General features: G+C 71.9%; 19 protein-coding genes and 1 pseudogene. 12 read left to right on the forward strand and 8 right to left on the reverse strand.

Annotation, left to right across the window (positions count from 1 at the left end; genetic code table 11):
- Positions 1–10: 10 nt before the first annotated feature.
- Positions 11–895: pseudogene (locus tag ACFXGI_RS18970) on the forward strand (glycosyl transferase); the annotation flags it as partial.
- Positions 896–1,146: 251 nt separating this feature from the next.
- On the opposite strand, the gene ACFXGI_RS18975 reads toward ACFXGI_RS18970, so the two are convergent.
- On the reverse strand, positions 1,147–2,148 hold the full coding sequence (locus ACFXGI_RS18975; protein WP_384707598.1) for a DUF5937 family protein: 1,002 nt from the start codon (positions 2,146–2,148) through the stop codon (positions 1,147–1,149).
- Positions 2,149–2,233: 85 nt separating this feature from the next.
- Here ACFXGI_RS18975 and ACFXGI_RS18980 point away from each other — a divergent pair, with 85 nt between their 5' ends.
- The 4 genes from ACFXGI_RS18980 (at position 2,234) to ACFXGI_RS18995 (ending at position 6,193) form a co-directional block, all read left to right on the forward strand.
- Entirely contained in the window at positions 2,234–3,478 is a 1,245-nt protein-coding gene (locus ACFXGI_RS18980) for an MFS transporter (RefSeq protein ID WP_384707601.1), read from the forward strand.
- Positions 3,479–3,499: 21 nt separating this feature from the next.
- Positions 3,500–4,006 (forward strand): MarR family winged helix-turn-helix transcriptional regulator, encoded by a 507-nt coding sequence (locus ACFXGI_RS18985; protein ID WP_030857223.1) that lies wholly within the window; start codon positions 3,500–3,502, stop codon positions 4,004–4,006.
- Between the two features lie 59 nt (positions 4,007–4,065).
- Complete coding sequence (locus tag ACFXGI_RS18990) at positions 4,066–4,395, forward strand: DUF3817 domain-containing protein (RefSeq protein WP_384707605.1); 330 nt, start codon at positions 4,066–4,068, stop codon at positions 4,393–4,395.
- 97 nt (positions 4,396–4,492) lie between these two features.
- Complete coding sequence (locus ACFXGI_RS18995) at positions 4,493–6,193, forward strand: methylmalonyl-CoA mutase (protein WP_384707608.1); 1,701 nt, start codon at positions 4,493–4,495, stop codon at positions 6,191–6,193.
- Between the two features lie 89 nt (positions 6,194–6,282).
- On the opposite strand, the gene ACFXGI_RS19000 is transcribed toward ACFXGI_RS18995, so the two are convergent.
- On the reverse strand, positions 6,283–6,909 hold the full coding sequence (locus tag ACFXGI_RS19000) for a TetR/AcrR family transcriptional regulator (protein ID WP_384707611.1): 627 nt from the start codon (positions 6,907–6,909) through the stop codon (positions 6,283–6,285).
- 242 nt (positions 6,910–7,151) lie between these two features.
- On the opposite strand from ACFXGI_RS19000, the gene ACFXGI_RS19005 reads away from it, so the two are divergent.
- The 4 genes from ACFXGI_RS19005 to ACFXGI_RS19020 all read left to right on the forward strand — a co-directional run bounded on the left by ACFXGI_RS19005 (position 7,152) and on the right by ACFXGI_RS19020 (position 11,348).
- Positions 7,152–8,159, forward strand: a complete 1,008-nt coding sequence (locus ACFXGI_RS19005) for a tetratricopeptide repeat protein (RefSeq protein WP_384707614.1) — start codon at positions 7,152–7,154, stop codon at positions 8,157–8,159.
- A 596-nt stretch (positions 8,160–8,755) separates the two neighbouring features.
- Positions 8,756–9,406, forward strand: coding sequence for a DUF6230 family protein (locus ACFXGI_RS19010; protein ID WP_030857233.1), 651 nt, complete (start codon positions 8,756–8,758; stop codon positions 9,404–9,406).
- Positions 9,407–9,514: 108 nt separating this feature from the next.
- Entirely contained in the window at positions 9,515–10,054 is a 540-nt protein-coding gene (locus ACFXGI_RS19015; protein ID WP_384707618.1) for a DUF6114 domain-containing protein, read from the forward strand.
- The gene (locus ACFXGI_RS19020) at positions 10,044–11,348 is read left to right on the forward strand and encodes a hypothetical protein (protein ID WP_384707621.1); all 1,305 of its coding nucleotides are present in this window, start codon (positions 10,044–10,046) and stop codon (positions 11,346–11,348) included. The genes ACFXGI_RS19015 and ACFXGI_RS19020 overlap by 11 nt, the downstream gene beginning before the upstream one ends.
- A gap of 123 nt (positions 11,349–11,471) precedes the next feature.
- Here the strand turns inward: ACFXGI_RS19020 and pyk are convergent, their stop codons facing one another.
- The 3 genes from pyk to pta form a co-directional block, all read right to left on the reverse strand.
- Positions 11,472–12,902, reverse strand: a complete 1,431-nt coding sequence (gene pyk, locus ACFXGI_RS19025; RefSeq protein ID WP_384707624.1) for a pyruvate kinase — start codon at positions 12,900–12,902, stop codon at positions 11,472–11,474.
- A gap of 61 nt (positions 12,903–12,963) precedes the next feature.
- Positions 12,964–14,181, reverse strand: coding sequence for an acetate kinase (locus tag ACFXGI_RS19030; RefSeq protein WP_384707627.1), 1,218 nt, complete (start codon positions 14,179–14,181; stop codon positions 12,964–12,966).
- A gap of 53 nt (positions 14,182–14,234) precedes the next feature.
- Positions 14,235–16,328 carry a phosphate acetyltransferase gene (pta, locus tag ACFXGI_RS19035; RefSeq protein WP_384707630.1) on the reverse strand — a complete coding sequence of 698 codons (2,094 nt, stop codon included), beginning with the start codon at positions 16,326–16,328 and terminating at the stop codon, positions 14,235–14,237.
- A 302-nt stretch (positions 16,329–16,630) separates the two neighbouring features.
- Between pta and ACFXGI_RS19040 the strand changes: the two genes are divergently transcribed.
- The gene (locus ACFXGI_RS19040) at positions 16,631–17,656 is read left to right on the forward strand and encodes an ATP-dependent 6-phosphofructokinase (RefSeq protein ID WP_384707633.1); all 1,026 of its coding nucleotides are present in this window, start codon (positions 16,631–16,633) and stop codon (positions 17,654–17,656) included.
- Between the two features lie 173 nt (positions 17,657–17,829).
- Here ACFXGI_RS19040 and ACFXGI_RS19045 read toward each other — a convergent pair whose 3' ends face one another.
- Positions 17,830–18,528: a helix-turn-helix domain-containing protein gene (locus ACFXGI_RS19045; RefSeq protein ID WP_384707636.1), complete on the reverse strand. Its 699-nt coding sequence runs from the start codon at positions 18,526–18,528 to the stop codon at positions 17,830–17,832.
- Positions 18,529–18,864: 336 nt separating this feature from the next.
- Between ACFXGI_RS19045 and ACFXGI_RS19050 the strand changes: the two genes are divergently transcribed.
- Together ACFXGI_RS19050 and trxA are read left to right on the forward strand one after the other, a co-directional pair.
- Positions 18,865–19,260, forward strand: coding sequence for a MerR family transcriptional regulator (locus ACFXGI_RS19050; protein WP_030857249.1), 396 nt, complete (start codon positions 18,865–18,867; stop codon positions 19,258–19,260).
- 14 nt (positions 19,261–19,274) lie between these two features.
- The gene (trxA, locus tag ACFXGI_RS19055) at positions 19,275–19,631 is read left to right on the forward strand and encodes a thioredoxin (protein ID WP_384707640.1); all 357 of its coding nucleotides are present in this window, start codon (positions 19,275–19,277) and stop codon (positions 19,629–19,631) included.
- Here the strand turns inward: trxA and glgB are convergent.
- Both glgB and ACFXGI_RS19065 read right to left on the reverse strand, forming a co-directional pair.
- On the reverse strand, positions 19,621–21,903 hold the full coding sequence (glgB, locus tag ACFXGI_RS19060; protein ID WP_384707643.1) for a 1,4-alpha-glucan branching enzyme: 2,283 nt from the start codon (positions 21,901–21,903) through the stop codon (positions 19,621–19,623). The genes trxA and glgB overlap by 11 nt on opposite strands.
- Positions 21,900–23,345, reverse strand: a complete 1,446-nt coding sequence (locus ACFXGI_RS19065; protein ID WP_384707646.1) for a maltokinase — start codon at positions 23,343–23,345, stop codon at positions 21,900–21,902. Before ACFXGI_RS19065 ends, glgB begins: the two co-directional genes overlap by 4 nt.
- Positions 23,346–23,383: the final 38 nt, after the last annotated feature.

Below are 23,383 nucleotides of genomic sequence, written 5' to 3' on the forward strand. Positions count from 1 at the left end.
TGGAGGGGCCGTGCGGCCGGAAGGCTTCGACTACGAGACCCACAGCCGCCTCGCCGGTCCGTTCGCGGAGCCGGACCGCACCGCCACCACCGGCCCCTACCGCGTGGGTTACCGCTCCCTGCTCTCGCGCGAGCAGCTCCGCACCCGAATACGCGCCGTGCTCCTCATGGTTCTGGCTCCCGTCGCCGCGGCCGGGCTGCTGCTCTACCTCGTCTGGCCCACGCACCGGACCGTCCGCGAGGGCGGCGAGCGCTGGCTGATCCGGCTCGACGCCGCGATGCTCTGCTCGATCGCACTGATCATGCTCTTCGTGCTGATCAACGTCCTGTCGGTGGCCCACGCCACGATGGCCGCCCGCGACCCCGTACCGGTGCCGCCCCGACCCGGCACCAAGGTCGCCTTCCTGACCGCGTACGTCCCCGGCAAAGAGCCGATCGCCATGGTGCGGGCCACCCTCCTGGGGGCGGTCGCCCTGCGGCACGACGGCCCGCTCGACGTATGGCTGCTCGACGAGGGGGACGACCCCGAGGTCCGGGCCCTGTGCGCGGAGCTCGGCGTACGGCACTTCACCCGCAAGGGCGTCGCCGGCTGGAACACCCGCAAGGGCCCCCACCGCAAGCGGACCAAGCACGGCAACTACAACGCCTGGCTGGTCGCGCACGGCGACGACTACGAGTTCTTCGCCTCCGTCGACACCGACCACGTCCCGCTGCCGAACTTCCTGGAGCGGATGCTCGGCTACTTCCGCGACCCGGACATCGCCTTCGTCGTCGGCCCGCAGGTGTACGGCAACTACACCGGCGCCGTCACCAAGGCCGCCGAATCCCAGCAGTACCTCCAGGCGGCGACCTGCCGGGCCGCCTCGCTCTCCGGGTCCACCCAGTACGGGGATCCGGCGGGCTCGGCCCGCGCCTCGGCCTCGGGCGGCGCCTCCGCGGGCGCGTGCGACGGGGCGGACTCCTCGCTCCCGCAGCCCGGGGCCGCGGCGATCAGCAGCGCGAGGCCGAGCGCGGCGGCGAGGGATCTGGGGCGGGGTCGGCCTGGCATCCGGGTTCCTCGAAGGGTCGGCGCACGGAATGGCGGAATTGCAGACCGGCATATCGTGATATGACGGTCGGTAACCCCCGTCCGCGACACCGGGCGTGCCTACGTCCGGGGCGCGCTGCCCGTCGTCAGGGCGATGGCGAGCGGGGTGCGCTCGTAGAGGATCTGGTGGCCGTGCCGGGCCGAGATCAGCAGCCCCGCGCCGTGCAGGGCCTTCAGGTGCGCCGAGACCGTGGCCGGGGCGAGCCCGAGGCGGTGGGCCAGCGCGGTGGTGGAGGCCGGCTCGTCGAGGGCGCACAGCACGTCGGCCCGGCCCCGGCCCAGCAGCCGCGCGAGCGCCTGCGGGGTCGGTCCCGCCGACGCCGTCCACAGTGCGCCGATGCCGCGCGCCGGGTACACGAGCGTCGGTTGCCAGGGCGGGTCGTACCCGCCGACCACCTCCGGCCACACGAACGCGCTCGGCATCAGGAGCAGGCCCTGCCCGTCCAGGGAGCGGTCGTGGTGGGCGGGGCGGTCGATGGTGAGCGTCCCGTCGGACCAGCGGAGGTCCGGGTGGAGGCCGTCGAACAGCGCCTCCAGTCCGCCGGCCGCCAGTCGCCGCGAGTGGAAGAGGATGTCGGCCTCCAGCAGGGCCCGCAGCCGCGGCCAGTGCGGGGCGATCAGCGCGGTCCAGGCCTGCTCGTACAGATCGGCCAGCTCCCGTACCGCACGGGCCGGATCGGCGAGCATCCGCCGGCCGAGGTCGCTCTCGGCGGCGCCCGGGGTACAGACGAGGGCGCGCCGCAGGTCCTCCCGTACGGCCCGCGGATCGGCGGCCGCAGCGGACCGGACCCGCTCCAGCTCCTCCTCGAAGGTGACGGAGGGCCCGAGCGGCGGCGGGCTCAGGAAGTCCGGGTTGTGGCCGGCGCGCGGCATCAGCAGCCACAGCGGCCGCAGGTCCAGCCCGTCGGCGGCCGCGCGGATGCCCCGCAGCCAGGGCAGGTGGTACTGCTGCCGCCCCGGCCGCAGCAGGGTCCGCACCGCCTCCTGCGTCTCCCAGCGCGGCGAGACGGAGAACCGGCACCGCAGCAGGTCCCCGGCTCCGAACCGGAAATGAAAGGCCAAGGCTCCCCCCTCCAGGTCGTGCGCGGCGATTCGGCAGAGGCCGAATCACTGCGCCACCCCCACCGTAGCCCCGCAGGCTCGCCGCATGTCCACCACCGTCAACGAGGCCGCCGGCGGGTACCGGTCCGTCTTCCGGGTCCGGGAGTTCCGGCCCGTGTTCGCCGCGCACCTGCTGTCCGTCCTCGGCATCGTCGTCGCCGAGATCGCCCTGACCGTCCTCGTGTTCCGCGCCACCGGCTCGCCGCTGATGAGCGCGCTCACCTTCGCCCTCGGCTTCCTCCCCTACGCCCTCGGCGGCACCCTCCTCGCCGGGATCGCCGACCGCAGGCCCGCCCGCCGGGTCCTCGTCGGCTGCGACCTCGTCTGCGCCGCCTGCGCGGCGGCCATGGTCCTGCCCGGCACCCCCGTCGCCGCTCTGCTCGTCCTGCGCTGCGCCATGGCCTTCGTCGCGCCTCTCTTCCAGGGCACCCGCAACGCCTCCCTCGCCGACATCCTCGGCTCCGGCGACGTCTACGTCCTCGGCCGCTCCCTGATGCGGATGGTCTCCCAGAGCGCCCAGCTCATCGGCTTCGGGCTCGGCGGGCTGCTGCTCACCGTCCTCGCCCCGCGCGCCGCCATCGCGCTGACCGCCGCCGGATTCCTCTGCTCGGCCCTGCTGCTGCGCTTCGGCACGGCGGTGCGGCAGGCCCGCGCCGCCGCCGAGCGCACCTCCCCGCTCGCCGGGATGCGCGCCGTCCTCGGCGATCGCCGGCTGCGCGCCCTGACCCTGCTGTTCTGGCTGCCGCCCGTCTTCGCCATCGCCCCCGAGGCGCTGCTCGTCCCGTACGCCGACGGCATCGGAGCCGGCACCGCGGCCCTGGGAGTGATGATGTGCGCGCTGCCCGTCGGCACCATCGCGGGTGAACTGTGGGCCGGCTCGGTGCTCGGCCCGCGCGCCCGCTCCCGGCTCGTGGCCCCGCTCGCGGCCGCAGGCCTGCTGCCGCTGCTCGTGTACGCGGCCCGGCCCGGGGTGGTGGCCGTACTCGCCGCCCTGCTGCTCGCCGGGCTCGCGCACGCTTACACCCTCGGCCTCGACCAGTGGTACGTCGACGCCGTCCCCGACGGACTGCGCGGCCGGGCGATGACCCTGCTGAGCACCGGGCTGATGACCCTCCAGGGCGTCGGCATGGCCCTGGCCGGGCTGGCCGCCGAGTTCCTGCCGGTGCACGCGGTCGTAGCGGGCGCGGGCGTGCTCGGCACGGCGGTGGTCCTGCTCCTCCTCGCCGAACTGCGGTCCGCGGGCCCGCGGGACGGCCGACCGAAGAATGAGACGGGGCCCGCCGCCAAATGACCGCCCGGTAGGGTCGGGTGCGTGTCCAAGCCGCTCAGCCTCCCCTTCGACCCCATCGCCCGCGCCGACGAGCTCTGGCAGCGCCGCTGGGGACCTGTGCCCTCGATGGCCGCCATCACCTCGATCATGCGCGCGCACCAGATCCTGCTCGGCGAGGTCGACGCGGTGGTCAAGCCGTACGGGCTGACCTTCGCGCGGTACGAGGCGCTGGTGCTGCTCACCTTCTCCAAGGCCGGCGAGCTGCCGATGTCGAAGATCGGCGAGCGGCTGATGGTCCACCCGACGTCGGTGACGAACACGGTGGACCGCCTGGTGCGCTCCGGGCTCGTGGCCAAGCGGCCGAACCCGAACGACGGCCGCGGCACGCTCGCGTCCATCACGGACAAGGGCCGCGAGGTCGTCGAGGCGGCGACGACCGACCTGATGGCGGTCGACTTCGGGCTCCGCGCGTACGACGCCGAGGAATGCCAGGAGATCTTCGCGCTCCTGAGGCCCCTGAGGGTCGCCGCCGCGGACTTCGAGGAGTAGGCCGGCGGTCGCGGGGCCCCCGTCAAGATCGAGCAAAACGGACGGTTAGGCTCATCGGCATGAAGAAGAGCGTGCTGACCCGCTACCGGGTCATGGCCTATCTGACCGCGGTCATGCTGTTGATCCTCTGCACCTGCATGGTTTTCAAGTACGGCTTCGACACCGGCGCCGACCTGACCCTCGCGGTCTCGCAGGTGCACGGCGTGCTGTTCATGATCTACCTGGTGTTCGCCTTCGACCTCGGGTCCAAGGCCCGCTGGCCGTTCCCGAAGCTGCTGTGGGTGCTGGTCTCCGGCACGATCCCGCTGGCCGCCTTCTTCGTCGAGCGCAAGGTCCGCGCCGAGGTCGAGCCGCTCGTCGAGGGCGATCTGGCCACCGCCGACGCCTAGCGGTGTCTTGGAGCGCGACTCGCGCACCGGTACCCCGGAGATACTCTCCGGGGTTTCCCATCGACATTTACTAGGACGTCCTAGTAAATTCATGGGTATGGACGCTGACGCCATCGAGGAGGGCCGCCGCCGCTGGCAGGCCCGCTATGACAAGGCCCGCAAGCGCGAGGCCGATTTCACCACGCTCTCCGGGGATGACGTCGAACCCGTCTACGGGCCCCGCCCCGGCGACGCGTACGAGGGATTCGAGCGCATCGGCTGGCCGGGGGAGTATCCGTACACCCGCGGCCTGCACGCCACCGGTTACCGCGGCCGGACCTGGACCATCCGCCAGTTCGCGGGCTTCGGCAATGCCGAGCAGACCAACGAGCGCTACAAGATGATCCTGGCCGCCGGCGGCGGCGGGCTCTCCGTGGCCTTCGACATGCCGACCCTCATGGGGCGCGACTCCGACGACCCGCGCGCGCTGGGCGAGGTCGGCCACTGCGGGGTCGCCATAGACTCCGCCGCCGACATGGAGGTCCTCTTCCAGGACATCCCGCTGGGCGACGTGACCACCTCGATGACGATCTCGGGCCCGGCCGTGCCCGCCTTCTGCATGTACCTGGTCGCCGCCGAACGGCAGGGCGTGGACCCGGCCGTGCTCAACGGCACGCTGCAGACGGACATCTTCAAGGAGTACATCGCCCAGAAGGAGTGGCTCTTCGAACCGGAGCCGCACCTGCGCCTCATCGGCGACCTCATGGAGTACTGCGCGAAGGGCATCCCGGCGTACAAGCCGCTGTCCGTCTCCGGCTACCACATCCGCGAGGCCGGGGCGACGGCCGCGCAGGAGCTCGCGTACACCCTCGCCGACGGCTTCGGGTACGTGGAGCTGGGCCTGTCCCGCGGTCTTGACGTGGACCACTTCGCGTCCGGCCTCTCCTTCTTCTTCGACGCGCACCTCGACTTCTTCGAGGAGATCGCCAAGTTCCGCGCCGCCCGCCGGATCTGGGCACGCTGGATGAAGGAGGTGTACGCGGCGCAGAGCGAGAAGTCGATGTGGCTGCGCTTCCACACCCAGACGGCCGGCGTCTCGCTGACCGCACAGCAGCCGTACAACAACGTCGTACGCACCGCCGTCGAGGCCCTCGCGGCCGTTCTCGGCGGCACCAACTCGCTGCACACCAACGCCCTCGACGAGACCCTCGCGCTGCCGAGCGAGCAGGCGGCCGAGATCGCCCTGCGCACGCAGCAGGTGCTGATGGAGGAGACCGGGGTGGCCAACGTGGCCGACCCGCTGGGCGGTTCCTGGTACGTGGAGCAGCTCACCGACCGCATCGAGGCCGACGCCGAGAAGATCTTCGACCAGATCAAGGAGCGCGGTCTGCGCGCCCACCCGGAAGGGCAGCACCCGATCGGGCCGATCACCTCGGGCATCCTGCGCGGCATCGAGGACGGCTGGTTCACCGGGGAGATCGCCGAGTCGGCGTTCCAGTACCAGCGCTCCCTGGAGAAGGGCGACAAGCGGGTCGTCGGCGTCAACGTGCACCACGGGTCGGTGACCGGGGACCTGGAGATCCTGCGCGTCAGCCACGAGGTGGAGCGCGTACAGGTGGAGCACCTGGCGGCGCGCAAGGCGCGGCGCGACGACGCGAAGGTGAAGTCCTCGCTGGACGCGATGCTGGCCGCCGCCCGCGACGGGTCGAACATGATTCCGGCGATGCTGGACGCGGTGCGCGCCGAGGCCACGCTCGGGGAGATCTGCAACGTGCTGCGGGACGAGTGGGGCACCTACACGGAGCCGCCGGGCTTCTGATCCCCTTCCGAGCGGTGGAAGGCCGGTCGTGGGCGCCCCTCAGGGGGTGCCGGCGCCCGGCCTTCGCCGTTTCGCGGCGGGGCCGCGGGTCAGGCGTGCGCCGGGCCCCGGAGGCCGTGCATCAGGAGGGCCGTGAAGGTGGCCACCCAGAGCTCGTCCACCGGCTCGGAGCTGACCAGCGCCCGGTGCACCACCGTCCCCGCGATCACGTCGAAGATCAGGTCCGTGGTGCGGCAGGCGAGCTCCTCGTCCTCCTCGTACGGGAGTTCGCCGCGGGCCTGGGCCCGTTCGCGACCCAGTACGACGAGACGTTTCTGCCGGTCCACGATCGCCGACCGGATCCGGTCGCGCAGCGCCTCGTCCCGGGTGGACTCGGCGACGACCGCCATCAGGGCCGTACGGGCCTCCGGCCGCCGCAGCAGCGCCGCGAACTGGAGGACCACGTCCTCTATGTCGGCTTCGAGGGAGCCCCGGTCGGGGAGTTCGAGTGAGTCGAAGAGCACCGCGACGGCGTCCACGACCAGCTCGTTCTTGCCCGCCCAGCGGCGGTAGAGGGTGGTCTTGGCGACCCCGGCCCGGGTCGAGACGTCGCCCATCGTCAGCTTCGACCAGCCCAGCTCGACCAGCGCGTCCCGCGTCGCGGCGAGGATCGCGGCGTCCGCGGCGGCGCTGCGGGGGCGTCCGGTGCGTCCGGTCGGGGAGCTGGCGTTGCGCATGGCCGAGACCATACCCGTCGGTAGCCAAAGCGGCGGGCCCCGAAATGCTGTGGTTCAGATCACGGGGCGCGAAGGGGCGCGGGGAGTTACGCTACGGCTCGTAGCGTAAGAGCGACGACCACGCGAAGAGCTACCGGCGCCAGGTGGGGACCCGGCGCCAACAACGCACCACCGAGGGTACTCAAGAAGGCATTTCGGCCGATCTTTTTCGTCCGCGCGCGCACACGGGGGAGGATGTACGCATGCAGCCCAGAAACATGTCCATGAGCGGCGTCGTCGACCTCGCCGCTGTGAAGGCGGCCGGCGAGGCCAAGGCGAAGGCCGAGCAGGCCCGTGCCGAAGCGGCCCGGCAGGTCGCCCAGGGCGGCGCGCCCGCGTCCGCCGGTGCCGTGCCGCCGTCCGCGCTCGTGATCGACGTCGACGAGGCCGGCTTCGAACGCGACGTCCTCCAGCTCTCCGCCGAGGTCCCGGTCATCCTGGACTTCTGGGCCGAGTGGTGCGAGCCGTGCAAGCAGCTCAGCCCGCTGCTGGAGCGCCTGACCGTGGAGGCGAACGGCCGCCTCCTGCTGGCCAAGGTCGACGTCGACTCCAACCAGATGCTGATGCAGCAGTTCGGCATCCAGGGCATTCCGGCCGTGTTCGCCGTCGTCGCGGGCCAGGTGCTGCCGCTGTTCCAGGGCGTGGCGCCCGAGCAGGAGATCCGCGCGACCCTCGCCCAGCTGGTCCAGGTCGCCGAGGAGCGCTTCGGGATCATCGGCATCGAGGTGGACCCGAGCGCCGAGGGCGGCCCCGCGGGCGCCCCGGCCGCCGATGAGGCGCAGGTCCCGGCGGGACCGCACGACGCGCTGCTGGAAGCGGCCGTCGTCGCGCTCGACGCCGGTGACCTGGGCGGCGCGGTGCAGGCGTACAAGAACGTACTGGCGGACGACCCGGCCAACACCGAGGCCGCGCTGGGCCTGGCCCAGGCCGAGCTGCTCACCCGGGTGAAGGACATGAACCCGCAGGCGGTGCGCGCGGCGGCGGCCGAGGATCCGAAGGACCCGGCGGCCCAGATCGCCGCGGCGGACCTGGACCTGGTCGGCGGTCACGTGGAGGACGCCTTCGGGCGCCTGGTGGACACGGTCCGGGTCACGGCGGGTGCGGACCGGGACGCGGTACGGGTCCGGCTGCTCGAGCTGTTCGAGGTCATCGGGGCGGACGACCCCCGGGTGGGGGCGGCCCGTACGGCGCTCGCGAGGGTGCTGTTCTAGGAGCTCGGCCCGCGGTGTCCGGGAGATCGGCGGAGTACCGACGATTTATTGACACATAGCCAAACAGCAGCCGCACTTTGCCAAAACTTGGCAATTGCGGCTGCTGTTACTCGCAGTAAGTGGAACCCCGTGAACTGTCCGGTGTGTTCGTAAATCCACCACTGTGTCGTGGCCCTTGGTGACACCCAGCGTCGTCACCCGATGGCGCCGGGTCGACCCCTGGTTATCTTGCCGTTACCCGCCAGTAACGAACCCCCTTGTGCCCCGGCCTGGAATGGACCACGATCGGCGACGCTCGGTCCTTCCCGCAGTCCCGCTCGTCGGAGCCGCGGCGTAGGGTCCCCACCGGGCCGGCCGGTGCCAGGGGCGCCGGCTGCTGGACAGGGGGGTCTTCGCCTCACCGGCGGAGCCTGTCCTCCTGGTTGCGTGAACGCGTGACCCAGTGGTTGTCGCTCGGGGGTGAACGCCGGTGTGTCGGACGCGGCTCTGCCGCGGCTCGGCCGCCTGCGCTTCTTCCCGAGGACGTAGCACTTCTCCCATCCCAGGACGGGTACGGCCCGGACCGGAGATGTACGTCCGAGAAGGAGGAACGAATAATGAGTTCTCAGGTTCGTGGCGGGACCAGATGGAAGCGCTTCGCGCTCGTCATGGTGCCGAGCATCGCGGCCACCGCCGCGGTCGGTGTGGGTCTGGCGCAGGGTGCCCTCGCGGCGTCCTTCAGCGTCTCCGGCCAGGACTTCAAGGTCTCGGCCGACAAGCTCGACGGTGACGACCTGCTCCAGTACGGCAGCGTCGCCAAGGGCAAGGGTCTGGACGGCAAGGACGCGGCGCACCCGGTCACCATCTCCGGGTTCCGTCACGCCGAGATCACCAACATGTGCCAGTCGCTGGTGACCCCGATTCCCGGCCTCGGCAACATCACGATGCAGCTGCGGACGGGCAACAAGGGCAAGCCGGCCGTCGCGGACAACATCTACCTGGATGTCGCCGAGCTCGACACCGACGCCACGTTCACCGACCTGGACATCGGTGTCGCGGTCGGCGCGGCGAAGGACGACACGCACCCCACCGCGCCGCAGGCCGGCACGGTGGCGAACGGCTCGCTGTTCTCCCAGCGCGCCAAGAAGGCCGTGCTGACGAACGTGCGTCAGAAGGCGTGGGCGACGACGGCGGGTACCTTCACGCTGCCCGACCTCAAGCTGCGCCTGCTCAGCGGCGACCAGCCGTGCTACCAGGACGAGAAGTAGTCCGTCCCGGGGCGTGACCGGTGGAGGCGGGTGGCGGCCTTGGCCGCCGCCCGTCCCGCCGGGCTTCCCCCAGATCTCCGTACCACCGTTTCCAGGGAGCTGTTGTCCATGAACCCCCAGGCCCCGGTTCGCGCCGCAGACGACGCATGGCTCACCGCGGTGTACCACCGCTTCCACGCCTGGAGTGGCGGCCGGCCCTTCTGGGCGGGTCTCTTCACTCTCATCGGGGGCATTCCCATCGCGTACTTCCCGTACGCGGACCTCCGGCTGGGCAACGTCACCATCGCCATGGCGACGACCGCGGGCGCGGGCTCGCTGATCATCGGTGTCCTGCTGATCACGCTCGGCCTGGCCCTCTGGTTCCAGCAGGGCATCCGGGTCTTCGCCGGTGTGGCGTCGATCCTGCTCGCGCTGGTCTCCCTGCCGGTGTCCAACCTGGGCGGCTTCTTCCTCGGCTTCCTGTTCGCCCTGATCGGCGGAGCCCTCGCGCTCTCGTGGTCGCCGGGCAAGCCGCAGGACGCGGCGCCGGCCAAGACGGAGGAGTTCGCGGACGGCCCCCTGGGAGTGCCCGGCCCCCGCGAGACGGAAACGGCTTACGCGACCGAGACGACTGCCCACGCCGATGGCGGGAGGAACAGTGCGGGGTGACGAGACGCAGCGGGACGTGACCCCGAGCGCAGAGTCCCGTGAACGAAGGGGTCCGCGGCACGCGGCGCCCCGGAAGTCGCTGCTGAACAAGATCCAGATACCCGTCGGCAAGACGATGGCGCTGGCGGCCATGCCGACCGCGGTCTTCGTCGGGATGGGCATGGCGCCGAAGCTGGCGCTCGCCGACGAGGAGATTCCCTTCGCGCCCGGCCCGTGCGTCACGCGGTCCGACGAACCCGCGGAGTCGGCCTCTCCGAGCCCGTCGACGTCCACGTCGCCCTCGCCGAACTCGTCGCCCTCCGCGAGCCCCTCTCCGGGTGCGTCGAAGGCCGCGAAGCCCGGCGCCACCCCCTCGGCCCCGAAGCCGTCCGCCAGCAAGTCGGCGGAGAGCACCGCGTCGAAGCAGACGGCCCCCTCGGCCCCTGCCGGGCCGGCCGCCACCGCGTCCCCGTCCGAGACCCCGAACCCGCTGGACCCCCTGGGCATCGGCGACAAGGTCAAGGGCATCGTCGACGGGATCACCACCCCGATCCTGGGCGCGCACCCCTCGGCCACCCCGACGCCGACGCCCACGCCGACCAAGTCCGCCCCGACGGCGCCCGCTCCGACGAAGCCCGCCCCGGGCCCGGCCCCGGACCCGGCCGCGGACGCGATCCGCGACGCCGCGAAGAAGGCCGGCGTCGACGTCAAGGAGCTGTCCGAGGACGTCAAGGACACCGCGAAGACGCCGAAGGACGAGACGGGCAAGAAGGCCGACGAGGACAAGGACAAGTCCGACGAGGCGAAGGACGCGGACGGGAAGCAACCCTTCCCCTGCCCGACGTACGACGCCAAGGCGCTGGCCGACGCCGAGCTGGAGCCGGGCATCCCGCTCCTGCCGGACGAGCCCTGGTACCTCGACAGCTCGCTGCTGACCCTCTACGGCCTCGATTACCACGGCATCGTCGAGGTGAAGACGGCAGGCGGCAAGACGAAGAAGGTCCTGAAGTTCACGGCGGACTCGCTGGACATCAAGGACCTCTACCAGACGGTCGGCAAGAGCGGGAACGTCGCCCACCTGAAGTCCCGCCCGGGCTCCACCTCCAAGATCCGCGGCGGCACGGTGACGATGTACACCGAGAGCCTCAAGGGGAACCTCTTCGGCCTGATCCCGATCGAGTTCACCCCGAACAGCCCGCCGCCCCTGAACGTCCCGTTCGCGTTCTTCTCGAACGTCAAGGTCGTCCAGGCCGGCCAGTTCGGCGGCACCCTCACGGTCCCGGGCCTCCACAACTACGTCGGCCCGCCCGAGTAGTCCCGTACGGCCCCGCGTACGGCGTCCCGCGCCGCGCGCAACGCACCGAGGGCGGCACCCCGGTCCCTGTCAGGGATTCGGGGTGCCGCCCTCGGTCTCTGTGCGGCGAAGGTGCGGCCGGGGTCAGGCCGGGGACTGGCCGCCCAGGTGGTGGACGCGGACCATGTTGGTCGTGCCCGGGACGCCGGGGGGCGAGCCGGCGGTGATGACCATGGTGTCGCCGGCGTTGTGGCGGCCCAGCTTCAGCAGCTCGCCGTCCACCAGGTCGACCATCGCGTCGGTGGTGTCCACGTGCGGGACGATGTAGGACTCGACGCCCCAGCTCAGCGTGAGCTGGTTGCGGGTGTTGACGTCGGTGGTGAAGGCCAGGATCGGCTGGGTCACGCGGTAGCGCGACAGCCGGCGGGCGGTGTCACCGGACTGCGTGAAGGCGATGAGCGCCTTGCCGTCGAGGAAGTCCGCGATCTCGCAGGCCGCGCGGGCGACGGAGCCGCCCTGGGTGCGGGGCTTCTTGCCCGGGACCAGCGGCTGGAGGCCCTTGGAGAGGAGCTCCTCCTCGGCCGCCGTGACGATCTTCGACATCGTCTTGACCGTCTCGATCGGGTACGCGCCGACCGAGGACTCGGCCGACAGCATGACCGCGTCCGCGCCGTCGAGGATCGCGTTGGCGACGTCGGACGCCTCCGCGCGCGTCGGGCGGGAGTTGGTGATCATCGACTCCATCATCTGGGTCGCGACGATCACCGGCTTGGCGTTGCGGCGGCACATCTCGATGAGCCGCTTCTGGACCATCGGGACCTTCTCGAGCGGGTACTCGACGGCCAGGTCGCCACGGGCCACCATGACCGCGTCGAAGGCGTCGACCACGGCCGCCATGTTCTCGACGGCCTGCGGCTTCTCGACCTTGGCGATGACGGGGACCCGGCGGCCCACCTCGTCCATGACCTTGTGGACGTCCTTGACGTCGTCGGCGTCGCGGACGAAGGACAGGGCGACCATGTCGCAGCCCATCCGCAGGGCGAAGCGGAGGTCGTCGACGTCCTTCTCCGACAGTGCGGGGACGTTCACGGCGGCACCCGGCAGGTTGATGCCCTTGTGGTCCGAGATGACACCGCCCTCGATGACGATGGTCTTGACCCGCGGGCCCTCGACCTCGGTCACCCGCAGCTCGACGTTGCCGTCGTTGATCAGGATCTGGTCACCCTTGGCGACGTCGCCCGGCAGGCCCTTGTAGGTGGTGCCGCAGATGGACTTGTCGCCCGGGACGTCCTCGGTGGTGATGGTGAACTCGTCACCGCGCACCAGCTCGACGGGGCCCTCGGCGAAGGTCTCGAGACGGATCTTGGGGCCTTGGAGGTCGGCGAGGACGCCGACCGCGCGCCCGGTGTCCTCGGAGACCTTCCGGACGCGGTCGTACCGCTCCTGGTGTTCTGCCTGGGACCCGTGGCTGAAGTTGAATCGGGCCACGTTCATACCTGCCTCGATGAGCGCTTTCAGCTGCTCATACGAGTCGACGGCGGGGCCCAGCGTGCAGACGATTTTGGAACGGCGCATGACTGGATCCTATCGGTTTGTTTCGTAGCGGAATATTCCGTCTGGTGGAAAGTCCAAGTGACTATCGAGTAACCAGCGCGTACGCCTGGGTGGCGATCTCCAGTTCCTCATCCGTCGGGACCACGGCCACCGCCACCCGCGCGGAGTCCGGCGACACCAGCCGCGGCTGCGAAGAGCGCACGGCGTTGGCCTCCGGGTCCAGCACGAGCCCCAGCTCCGCGAGGCCCTCGACGGCAGCTTCGCGGACCTGGTGCGCGTTCTCGCCGACCCCCGCCGTGAACGCCACCGCGTCCACCCGGCCGAGCACCGCCGAGTAGGCGCCGATGTACTTCTTCAGGCGGTGGACGTACGCCGCGAAGGCGAGCCGCGCCGACTCCTCGCCCTCGCCCGCCCGCCGCAGCACCTCGCGCATGTCGTTGTCGCCGCACAGGCCCAGCAGACCGCTCTTCTTGTTCAGGAGCGAATCGATCTCATCCACCGAGAAGCCCCCCACCCGCGCCAGGTGGAAGACGACCGCCGGATCCAGGTCCCCCGAACGGGTGCCCATGACCAGACCCTCCAGCGGGGTCAGGCCCATCGACGTCTCCACGCACACCCCGCCGCGGACCGCCGAGGCCGAGGCCCCGTTGCCCAGGTGCAGCACGATCACGTTCACGTCCTCGGACGGCCGGCCGAGGAGGGCGGCCGTCGCCCGCGAGACGTACGCGTGGGAGGTGCCGTGGAACCCGTACCGCCGGATGGCGTACTTGTCCGCCGTCGCGGCGTCGATCGCGTACCGGGCCACGTACTCGGGCATCGTGGAGTGGAAGGCCGTGTCGAAGACCGCAACCTGCGGGATGTCCGCGCGCAGCGCGCGTGCCACCTCGATGCCGGTCACGTTCGCCGGGTTGTGCAGCGGGGCGAGCGGGATCAGGCTCCGGATCTCCGCCAGCACCTCGTCGTCGATCACCGTCGGCTGCGTGAACCGGGTCCCGCCGTGCACCACCCGGTGCCCGACGGCCGCCAGTTCGGGGGAGTCCAGGCCCAGCCCGTCGGCGGCGAGCTCCGCCGCGACGGTCCGGAGCGCGGCCTCGTGGTCCGCGATCGCGCCGAGCCGCTCGCGCTTGCCGCCGCCTGCGCCCGGGCCGGTGAGCGGCTCGTGCGCGAGGCGTGAGGTCTCTTCCCCGATCCGTTCCACCAGGCCGACGGCGAGGCGGGTGGAGTCCGCCATGTCGAGCAGCTGGTACTTCACCGACGAGGAGCCGGAGTTGAGGACGAGTACGCGCGATGCGGTGGTCACGATGGGCGTCTTTCCTTGTCGCGGGAAGGGGAAGGGGAAGGGCGGGGGAGGGATCAGGCGGTGGGTGCCTGCGCGGGCTGCGCGCCCTGCGCCTGGATCGCGGTGATCGCCACGGTCGTGACGATGTCCTGCACCAGCGCGCCGCGCGAGAGGTCGTTGACCGGCTTGCGCAGACCCTGCAGCACCGGGCCGACGGCGACGGCGCCCGCCGAGCGCTGCACGGCCTTGTACGTGTTGTTGCCCGTGTTGAGGTCGGGGAAGATCAGCACGCTCGCGCGGCCGGCCACCTCCGACCCGGGCAGCTTGGTCGCGGCGACCGAGGGCTCGACGGCGGCGTCGTACTGGATAGGGCCCTCGATCAGCAGATCGGGGCGCTGCGCGCGGACGATCTCGGTGGCCTTGCGGACCTTGTCGACGTCCGCGCCGCTGCCCGAGGTGCCGGTCGAGTACGAGAGCATCGCGATCCGCGGCTCGACCCCGAAGGCGGCCGCGGTCGCCGCCGACTGGACGGCGATGTCGGCGAGCTGCTCGGCGCCCGGGTCCGGGTTGACCGCGCAGTCCCCGTAGACGAGGACCTGGTCGGCGAGGCACATGAAGAAGACCGAGGAGACGATCGAGGCGTCGGGCTTCGTCTTGATGATCTCGAAGGCGGGCCGGATGGTCGCGGCGGTGGAGTGCACCGAGCCCGAGACCATGCCGTCGGCGAGCCCCTCCTGGACCATCAGGGTGCCGAAGTAGTTCACGTCGGTGACCACGTCGAGGGCCAGCTCCACGGTCATGCCCTTGTGGGCGCGGGCCTGCGCGTAGTACTCGGCGAAACGTTCCCGCAGGGGGGAGGTCGCCGGGTCGATGAGCTGCGCGGCGGAGATGTCGACGCCCAGGTCGGCGGCCTTCTTCAGGATCGCCTGCTCCTCGCCCAGCAGGGTCAGGTCGCAGACCCCGCGGCGCAGCACCACGTCCGCGGCGCGCAGCACGCGCTCCTCGCCGCCCTCGGGCAGCACCACGCGGCGGCGCTCGGCGCGGGCCCGCTCCAGCAGCTCGTGCTCGAACATCATCGGCGTGACCCGCTCGGAGCGGGCCACCGACAGCAGCCCGCGCAGCTCGGCGGTGTCCACGTGCCGCTCGAACAGGCCGAGCGCCGTCTCCAGCTTGCGCGGGGTCGCGGAGTTCAACCGGCTCTGCAGCGAGAACAGTTCGGCCGCCGTCGGGAAGCTGTTGCCGGCCACCGAGACCACGGGCGTGCCCGGCGCCAGCTTCGAGGCCAGGGTCAGGATGTCCGGGCCCGGACGCTCGTTCAGGGTCAGCAGCACGCCGGCGATCGGCGGGGTGCCCGAGGCGTGCGCGGCCAGCGCCCCGATGACCAGGTCGGCGCGGTCCCCGGGGGTGACGACCAGGCAGCCGGGGGTCAGGGCGTTCAGGAAGTTCGGCAGCATGGCGCCGCCGAAGACGAAGTCCACCGCGTCGCGGGCCAGCCCGGCGTCGTCCCCGAGGAGCACCTCGGCGCCGAGCGCCCGGGTGATCTGGGCGACGGTCGGGGCGGAGAGCGACTTGTCGTCCGGCAGCACGTAGCAGGGCACGGGCAGGCGGGCGGCCAGCCGCTCCGCTATGCCGTCCCGGTCCTCGGCGGCCACCCGGTTCACCATCATCGCGACGACGTGGCAGCCGAGGCTCTCGTACGCGCGGAAGGCGTTGCGGGCCTCGGCGCCCACGGCCTCGGCGGGGTGCCTGGTGCCGCCGACGACGGGCACCACGACGGCCCCCAGTTCGTTGGCGAGGCGGGCGTTGAGCGCCAGCTCGTCGGGGAGGTTCGTATCGGCGTAGTCGGTGCCGAGGACGAGCATGACCTCGTAGTCGCGGGCCACCCGGTGATAGCGGTCCACCAGTCGGGACACGAGCTCGTCGGTGCCCTTCTCGGCCAGGATGGCGGAGGCCTCGTCATACTCCATGCCGTAGGCCGCCCGGGCGTCCTGGTCGATCCGGTAGCGGGCCTTCAGGAGGTCGAAGAGCCGGTCCGGTCCGTCGTGGAGCAACGGCCGGTAGACGCCGACCCGAGCCGTCTGGCGGGTCAGCAGCTCCATGATCCCCAGCTCGACGACCTGGCGGCCGTCCCCCCGCTCGATACCGGTCACGTACACGCTGCGCGTCACGCGTGGTCTCCGTCCCATCGTGTGGATGTCGTGGATGTAGGGGAAGTGGTGGATTTTTCCCCGTTAGGGTGGGCCTGACCTCTTGACAATACCTCGGCGGGCAGATAGGGCGCCCGCCGGGAAAGGCCTGTCCGGAGGGGTCGAAAGGCCTGGTGGCCGGAGCGGCGCGGAACGCGCCGCACCCCCGGCCCGTGGAACAATCGGACACGCTTCACCATGACGAACACGACGCCCTTCAGATGTACGGCTGTCCGCCCGCACGCGAACGGCCCGGTACGACCAGGAGCAGGAGACACAGCACGATGCGTATCGGAGTTCTCACCGCAGGCGGCGACTGCCCGGGCCTGAACGCTGTCATCCGTTCGGTCGTACACCGCGCCCTGGTCGGCCACGGCGACGAAGTCATCGGCTTCGAGGACGGCTTCAAGGGCCTCCTGGACGGCCACCACCGCCCCCTCGACATCAACGAGGTCAGCGGCATCCTGGCCCGCGGCGGCACGATCCTCGGCTCGGCCCGCATGGAGCGCGCGCGGCTGCACGAAGCCGCCGAGAACGCCCGGGAATTGGCCACGCGCTACGGCATCGACGCGCTCATCCCGATCGGCGGCGAGGGCACCCTGACCGCCGCGCGGATGCTGTCGGACGCCGGGATGCCGGTCGTCGGCGTGCCGAAGACCATCGACAACGACATCTCCTCCACCGACCGCACCTTCGGCTTCGACACCGCCGTCATGGTCGCCACCGAGGCCATCGACCGCCTCAAGACCACCGCCGAATCGCACCAGCGCGTGATGGTCGTCGAGGTCATGGGCCGCCACGCCGGCTGGATCGCCCTGGAGTCCGGCATGGCCGGCGGCGCCCACGGGATCTGCCTGCCGGAGCGCCCCTTCGAGGTGGACGCCCTGGTGAAGATGGTGGAGGAACGTTTCTCCCGCGGGAAGAAGTTCGCCGTCATCTGCGTCGCCGAGGGCGCGCACCCGGCCGAGGGCTCCATGCCGTACGAGAAGGGCGCCATCGACCAGTACGGCCACGAGCGCTTCGCCGGCATCGGCAACCGCCTGGCCGTCGAGCTGGAGCACCGCCTCGGCAAGGAGGCCCGCCCGGTCATCCTCGGCCACGTCCAGCGCGGCGGCACCCCCACCGCCTACGACCGCGTCCTGGCCACCCGCTTCGGCTGGCACGCGGTGGAGGCCGTCCACCGCGGCGACTTCGGCAACATGACCGCCCTGCGCGGCACCGACATCGTGATGGCCCCCCTGGCCCAGGCGGTCACGGAACTGAAGACGGTCCCCGAGGCCCGCATGTACGAGGCCGAATCGGTCTTCTGACCCATCCGCCCCCGGGCCCTGCGCCCCGCCCGGACGGGACCTCCGGCCCGAATCGCGCAGACGAACGGCCCCGATCACGTCCACGGCGGGACGGGGCCGGGGCCGGTCGCGCACGCGGCGGTCCGCGCGGTTCCCGCGGTCCGCGGGAACGGGCGAGACCCGAAAGGGGCGATCTAGCGGGGGCCGGGGCCGGAGGCGTAGGACCAGAAGTGGGTCACTATGTCGGCCAGGAACTGGCGGCCCGCGTCGCCCGTGCCGGCCTCGCCCGAAGCGCCGCCCCAGCTCAGGGTGGCCACCATCTTCGACTGGTAGTCCCCGTGCAGCCGCTCCAGGACCGGCTCCAGGTGCTGCTTCGGCACCGGCAGCAGCTTGGCCAGCGGCTTCACGTACGCCTGCCAGCGCGTGGTCACCGCATTGCGCAGCAGCTCCGCGAGCTCGTCCTGCTTGCCCGTCGCCGCCACGAACTGGGCCAGCGACAGCCCGAGCACCTGCGCCAGGGCCACGGACTGCCGTTCGTTGCCCTTCCAGCGCCCGGTGTCCTCCATCTTCTGGTACGCGGCCGTCTCCAGCCCGATCCGCCGGGCCAGCTCGTCCGCGGCCATGCCGCGGGCCATCCGGTGCTCCCGCAGGGTCACGGGCTCGGAGAGCAGCTCGCCGGGGGCGCACCACAGGACGCCGGCCAGCGCCGTGAGCTCGGCGGAACTCGGCGATATCTCACCGCGCTCCCAGGCCATCACGGTCTCGGGCTCGACGATCAGTCCGTACTGGGCGCGCAGGCCATAGGCGACATGACCGGGAGCCATGCCCAGGGCTGCGCGGAGGCGACGCGCGGCGGGGGCATTGAAGGGAGGGCTGGAGTGCACAGGGCACACCGTAGGAGTGCCCAAGGGGTGGCGACTACAGACCGTTCAAACAAGCCCAGAACTCGTAGGAACGTCCTATGGAGTTCAACGCCATGGGCGAGTTTCCCGGCGACCGTCCGGTAATCGGAACGGTGCTAGATCCATTTGCCAGCCTACGGTTCCGGCCGACCGCGCGAAACCCCTGCGCACGATGTTCACGGATCATCCGCACCCCCTCCTGAACCGGAGTCCGGCCCCGAGCGTGATCCATGTCGGGGCCCTCGCATACGGGGGTGGCGAGGGCCCCGCCCCTCACCCCGAACCGCTCTTTGCCTTGACGTCGGCGTCAAGGATTACGGTCGGGGCATGCGAATCGGCGAACTGGCGGAGCGGGCCGGGACCAGCACGCGGACCCTGCGGTACTACGAGTCGCGCGGCCTGCTGCCCGCGCGCCGCACCGGCAACGGCTACCGCACGTACGACGAGGACGACCTGCGGCTGCTGCGCCAGATCCGCATGCTCCAGGACTTCGGCTTCGAGCTGGAGGAGACCCGCCCGTTCGTCGACTGCCTGCGCGCCGGCCACCCGGCCGGGGACTCCTGTCCCGCGTCCCTGGCCGTCTACCGGCGCAAGCTCGCCGAGCTCGACGGGCTGATCGGCCAGCTCGCCGACGTACGGGAGCAGGTCGCGCGGCAGCTCGCCGCCGCCGAGGACGCCGCCGGAGAGGCGGCGTCGCCGCGCTGTGAAATGACCGGACCGTAGAAGAGGGGAACCACATGATCCACGCCAAGGGTGTCGCCGAGGTGACCGACGCGGACTTCGAGACGGAGGTGCTCGCCGAGCGCGGGAGGCCCGTCCTCGTGGAGTTCACCGCCGACTGGTGCGGCCCGTGCCGGCAGCTCGCGCCCGTGCTCTCCGCCGTCGCCGCCGAGGAGGCCGACCGCCTCAAGGTCGTGCAGATCGACGCGGACGGCAACCCCGCCACCGTCGTCCGGTACGGGGTGCTGTCCATGCCGACCCTGCTCGTCTTCCGTGACGGCGAGCCCGTGAAGCAGATGGTCGGGGCCCGCGCCAAGCGCAAGCTCCTTCAGGAGCTCGAGGAGGTCACCGGCGCGGGCGCCGTCACGGCCTGAGCCAGACCGTCGCCAGTGGCGGGAGCGTCATGCGCAGGCTCGCCGGCCGGCCCTGCGCGGGCACGGGCTCGGGCCGCAGCGGCTGCAGATGGCGCACGCCGCTGCCGCCGTACTGCTCCAGGTCCGTGTTCAGGACCTCCCGCCACCACGGCACCTCCTCCGGCACGCCGATCCGGTAGCCGTGCCGCACCACCGGCGAGAAGTTCGACACGCACAGCAGCTGCGAACCGTCCTGGGCGTACCGCAGGAACGCGAAGACGTTGTCCTCCGCCGCGTCCGCTTCCACCCACGCGAAGCCCTCCGGCACGGAGTCCCGCTCCCACAGGGCGGGCGCCGCCGTGTACGTGCGGTTCAGGTCGCGCACGAGGTCGCGTACGCCCCGGTGGTCGGCGGCCGCCGCGTACGAGGAGTCCAGCAGCCACCAGTCCGGCCCGTACGTCTCCGACCACTCCGAGCCCTGGGCGAACTCCTGCCCCATGAACAGCAGTTGCTTGCCGGGGTGGGCCCACATGAAGCCCAGGTACGCGCGGTGTATGGCCCGCTGCTGCCACCAGTCCCCGGGCATCTTCGACACCAGTGAGCCCTTTCCGTGCACCACCTCGTCGTGCGAGATCGGCAGCACGTAGTTCTCGCTGTACGCGTAGATCATCCCGAACGTCATGTCGTGGTGGTGGTACTTGCGGTGCACCGAATCCTTCGACGCGTAGCGCAGGGTGTCGTGCATCCAGCCCATGTTCCACTTCAGCCCGAAGCCGAGTCCGCCCCCGTCCGTCGGCCGGGTCACGCCCTCCCAGGCCGTGGACTCCTCCGCGATCGTCACCACGCCCGGACAGCGGCGGTACACCGTCGCGTTCATCTCCTGGAGCAGGGCCACCGCGTCCGGGTTCTCCCGCCCGCCGTGCTCGTTCGGCGTCCACTCGCCCTCGCCGCGCGAATAGTCGAGGTAGAGCATCGAGGCGACCGCGTCCACCCGCAGCCCGTCCACGTGGAACTCCTGGCACCAGTACACGGCGTTCGCCACGAGGAAGTTGCGGACCTCCTTGCGCCCGTAGTCGAACTCCAGCGTCCCCCAGTCCGGGTGCGCGGCCCGCCGCGGGTCGTGGTGCTCGTACAGCGGCCGTCCGTCGAACTCGGCGAGCGCCCACTCGTCGCGCGGGAAGTGCGCGGGCACCCAGTCGACGATCACCCCGATCCCGGCCCGGTGCAGCGCGTCCACGAGGAAGCGGAAGTCGTCCGGGCCGCCCATCCGCGAGGTCGGCGCGTAGAACCCGGTGACCTGGTAGCCCCACGAGCCGCCGAAGGGGTGCTCGGCGACCGGCATCAGCTCGACGTGCGTGAAGCCCAGCTCCTTGACGTACGGGGGGAGCTGCTCGGCCAGCTGCCGGTAGGAGAGCCCGGGCCGCCAGGAGGCCAGGTGCAGCTCGTACACCGAGAAGGGGGCCTGGTGCGGCGGGTGGTTCCCGCGCCGCGCCATCCACTCCTCGTCCTGCCACTCGTAGCGGGACGCGGTGACCACCGAGGCGGTGGCCGGCGGGACCTCCGCGGCGCGGGCCATCGGGTCGGCGCGCAGGGTGTGGCTGCCGTCCGGCCGCGTGATGTCGTACTTGTACAGCGCGCCCTCGCCCACCCCCGGCAGGAACAGCTCCCACACGCCGCTCGCGCCCAGCGAGCGCATCGGGTACGCGACCGAGTCCCAGTACGAGAAGTCCCCGGTGACCCGCACCCCCTGCGCGTTCGGCGCCCACACCGTGAACCGGGTGCCGGCCACGCCCTGGTGCTCCATCGGCCGGGCCCCGAGCGCCGTCCACAGCTCCTCGTGCCGGCCCTCGCCGATCAGGTGCAGGTCCAGCTCGCCGAGCGCGGGCAGGAAACGGTACGGGTCGTGCACCTCGATCTCGTCCTCGTCGTACGCCACCAGCAGCCGGTAGTCCGGCACGCCCGTCAGCGGCAGCAGCCCCGAGAACAGCCCGTCGCCGTCGTCGTGGAGCTCGGTCCGCAGCCCCTTCGCGACGATCGTGACCGCCTTGGCGTACGGGCGCAGCACGCGGAAGGACACCCCGCCCCGCTGGGCCCGGGCGCCCAGCACCCCGTGGGGGTCGTGGTGGCGGCCCTCCAGCAGCCGGGCCCGGTCCGCGGCCCCGAGCGCGGGCGCCGGCCGCACCCCGTGCGCGGGAGCCCGGCGGGCGCGCGGTGCCTGGGCTTTGCGCGCCGCGGCCGGAGCCGGGGGCGGGGGCGGCGGGGTGGTCGAGGATGACTGACGGGCGGGGCTCACGTGTGCGGCCTCCTAGGCGGCTGCGGGCGGGGGTGGGGGGAGAGCGAGGGGAAGCCTTCGCCGGGGGCGGCGCCCGGCTGCGTCCGGCCGAACCCGCGGTCCGCGCCGGCGGCCAGCCGCCGGATCGCCGCCATCGGGACGTGCAGCCAGTCGGGGCGGTGGCGGGACTCGTAGCGCGCCTCGTACACCGCCTTGTCGGTCTCGTACGCGCGCAGCAGGACGAGGTCCTCGCGCGGGTCCCGGCCGGTGGTGCGGGCGTAGCCCTCGCAGAACGCGGCCCGGCAGGCATCCGCCCAGGCGGGGGCGAACGGGCGGTGGGAGCGGGCGGCGTAGTCGAACGAGCGCAGTATCCCGGCGATGTCGCGGACGGCGGGTTCGGGGCGGCGCCGGTCGGCCAGCGGCCGCGCCGGCTCGCCCTCGAAGTCGATCAGCGCCCAGCTGCCGTCGGCGGTGCGCAGGGTCTGGCCCAGGTGCAGGTCCCCGTGGATCCGCTGGGCGGGCACCCCGGCCCCGCGGGACGCGGCCAGCGCGTCGAACGCCCCGCGCAGCCCCGCCTCGTACGGCCGCAGCGCGGTCACCTCGCGGGCGGTGGCCGCCAGCCGGGCCGTCATCCCGGAGGCGAGCCGGGCCGTCTGCTCCGGGCCCAGGGCGACGGTGGGCAGCGCGTCGGCGAGCGCGCTGTGCACCTCGGCGGTGGCCCGGCCCAGCGCGTGCGCCTCGGCGGTGAAGTCGGCGCCGGCGCGGAGCCGGCCCAGCGCGAGCTGCCAGCCGTCGTCGGAGCCGCGCAGATAGGGCTGGAGCACGCCCAGGGTCAACGGTTCTCCACCGGGCAGCGCGGCCTCGTACCAGGCGACCGGTGCGGGGACGCGCGCGCATCCGGCGGCCGCCAGCGCTCTCGGCAGCTCCAGATCGGGATTGACCCCGGGGCCGACCCGGCGGAACACCTTCAGGATGTACGAATCCCCGTAGATCAGCGATGAGTTGGTCTGCTCGCCGGACAGTGGCCGCGGGGTGAGCGCCGCCGGGATCAGCGCCATCGGGTCGCGGTCGAAGCGCAGGGGTCCGAGGGTGCCGGGTGCGCGCAACCGTTCCAGCAGCAGCGCCGCCAGCCGCGGATCGCCGAGCCCCTCGTACACGCACTGGCCGGCGTACGGGCCCTGCTCGGCCCGCCCGATCAAGGCGGGCGCGAGCGCGGGCGGCAGGGCGGGGCGCACGCCCAGCAGCAGTTGGTAGCAGTCGCCGTCGACGTCCAGCAGCAGGTGGACGAGCCGCGGGGAGGAGCCCGGCGGCAGCAGGTCCGCCGCCGAGATCATCCGGAGCCGGCCGATGCGCCGGCCCTTGCCGGCGAACCAGCGCTGGAGCGGCAGCCAGTCCCGGAGCATCGGCTCCAGTGGACTGAGTCCGGTCGTGCTCGTCGTCCCGGCGGATGCAGCCTCCGACATGGCGTCGCGTCCTTTCCCCGGGCCGTCACAGAATGCGG

It is taken from the genome of Streptomyces sp. NPDC059355, from assembly GCF_042752335.1.
GTDB lineage: Bacteria > Actinomycetota > Actinomycetes > Streptomycetales > Streptomycetaceae > Streptomyces.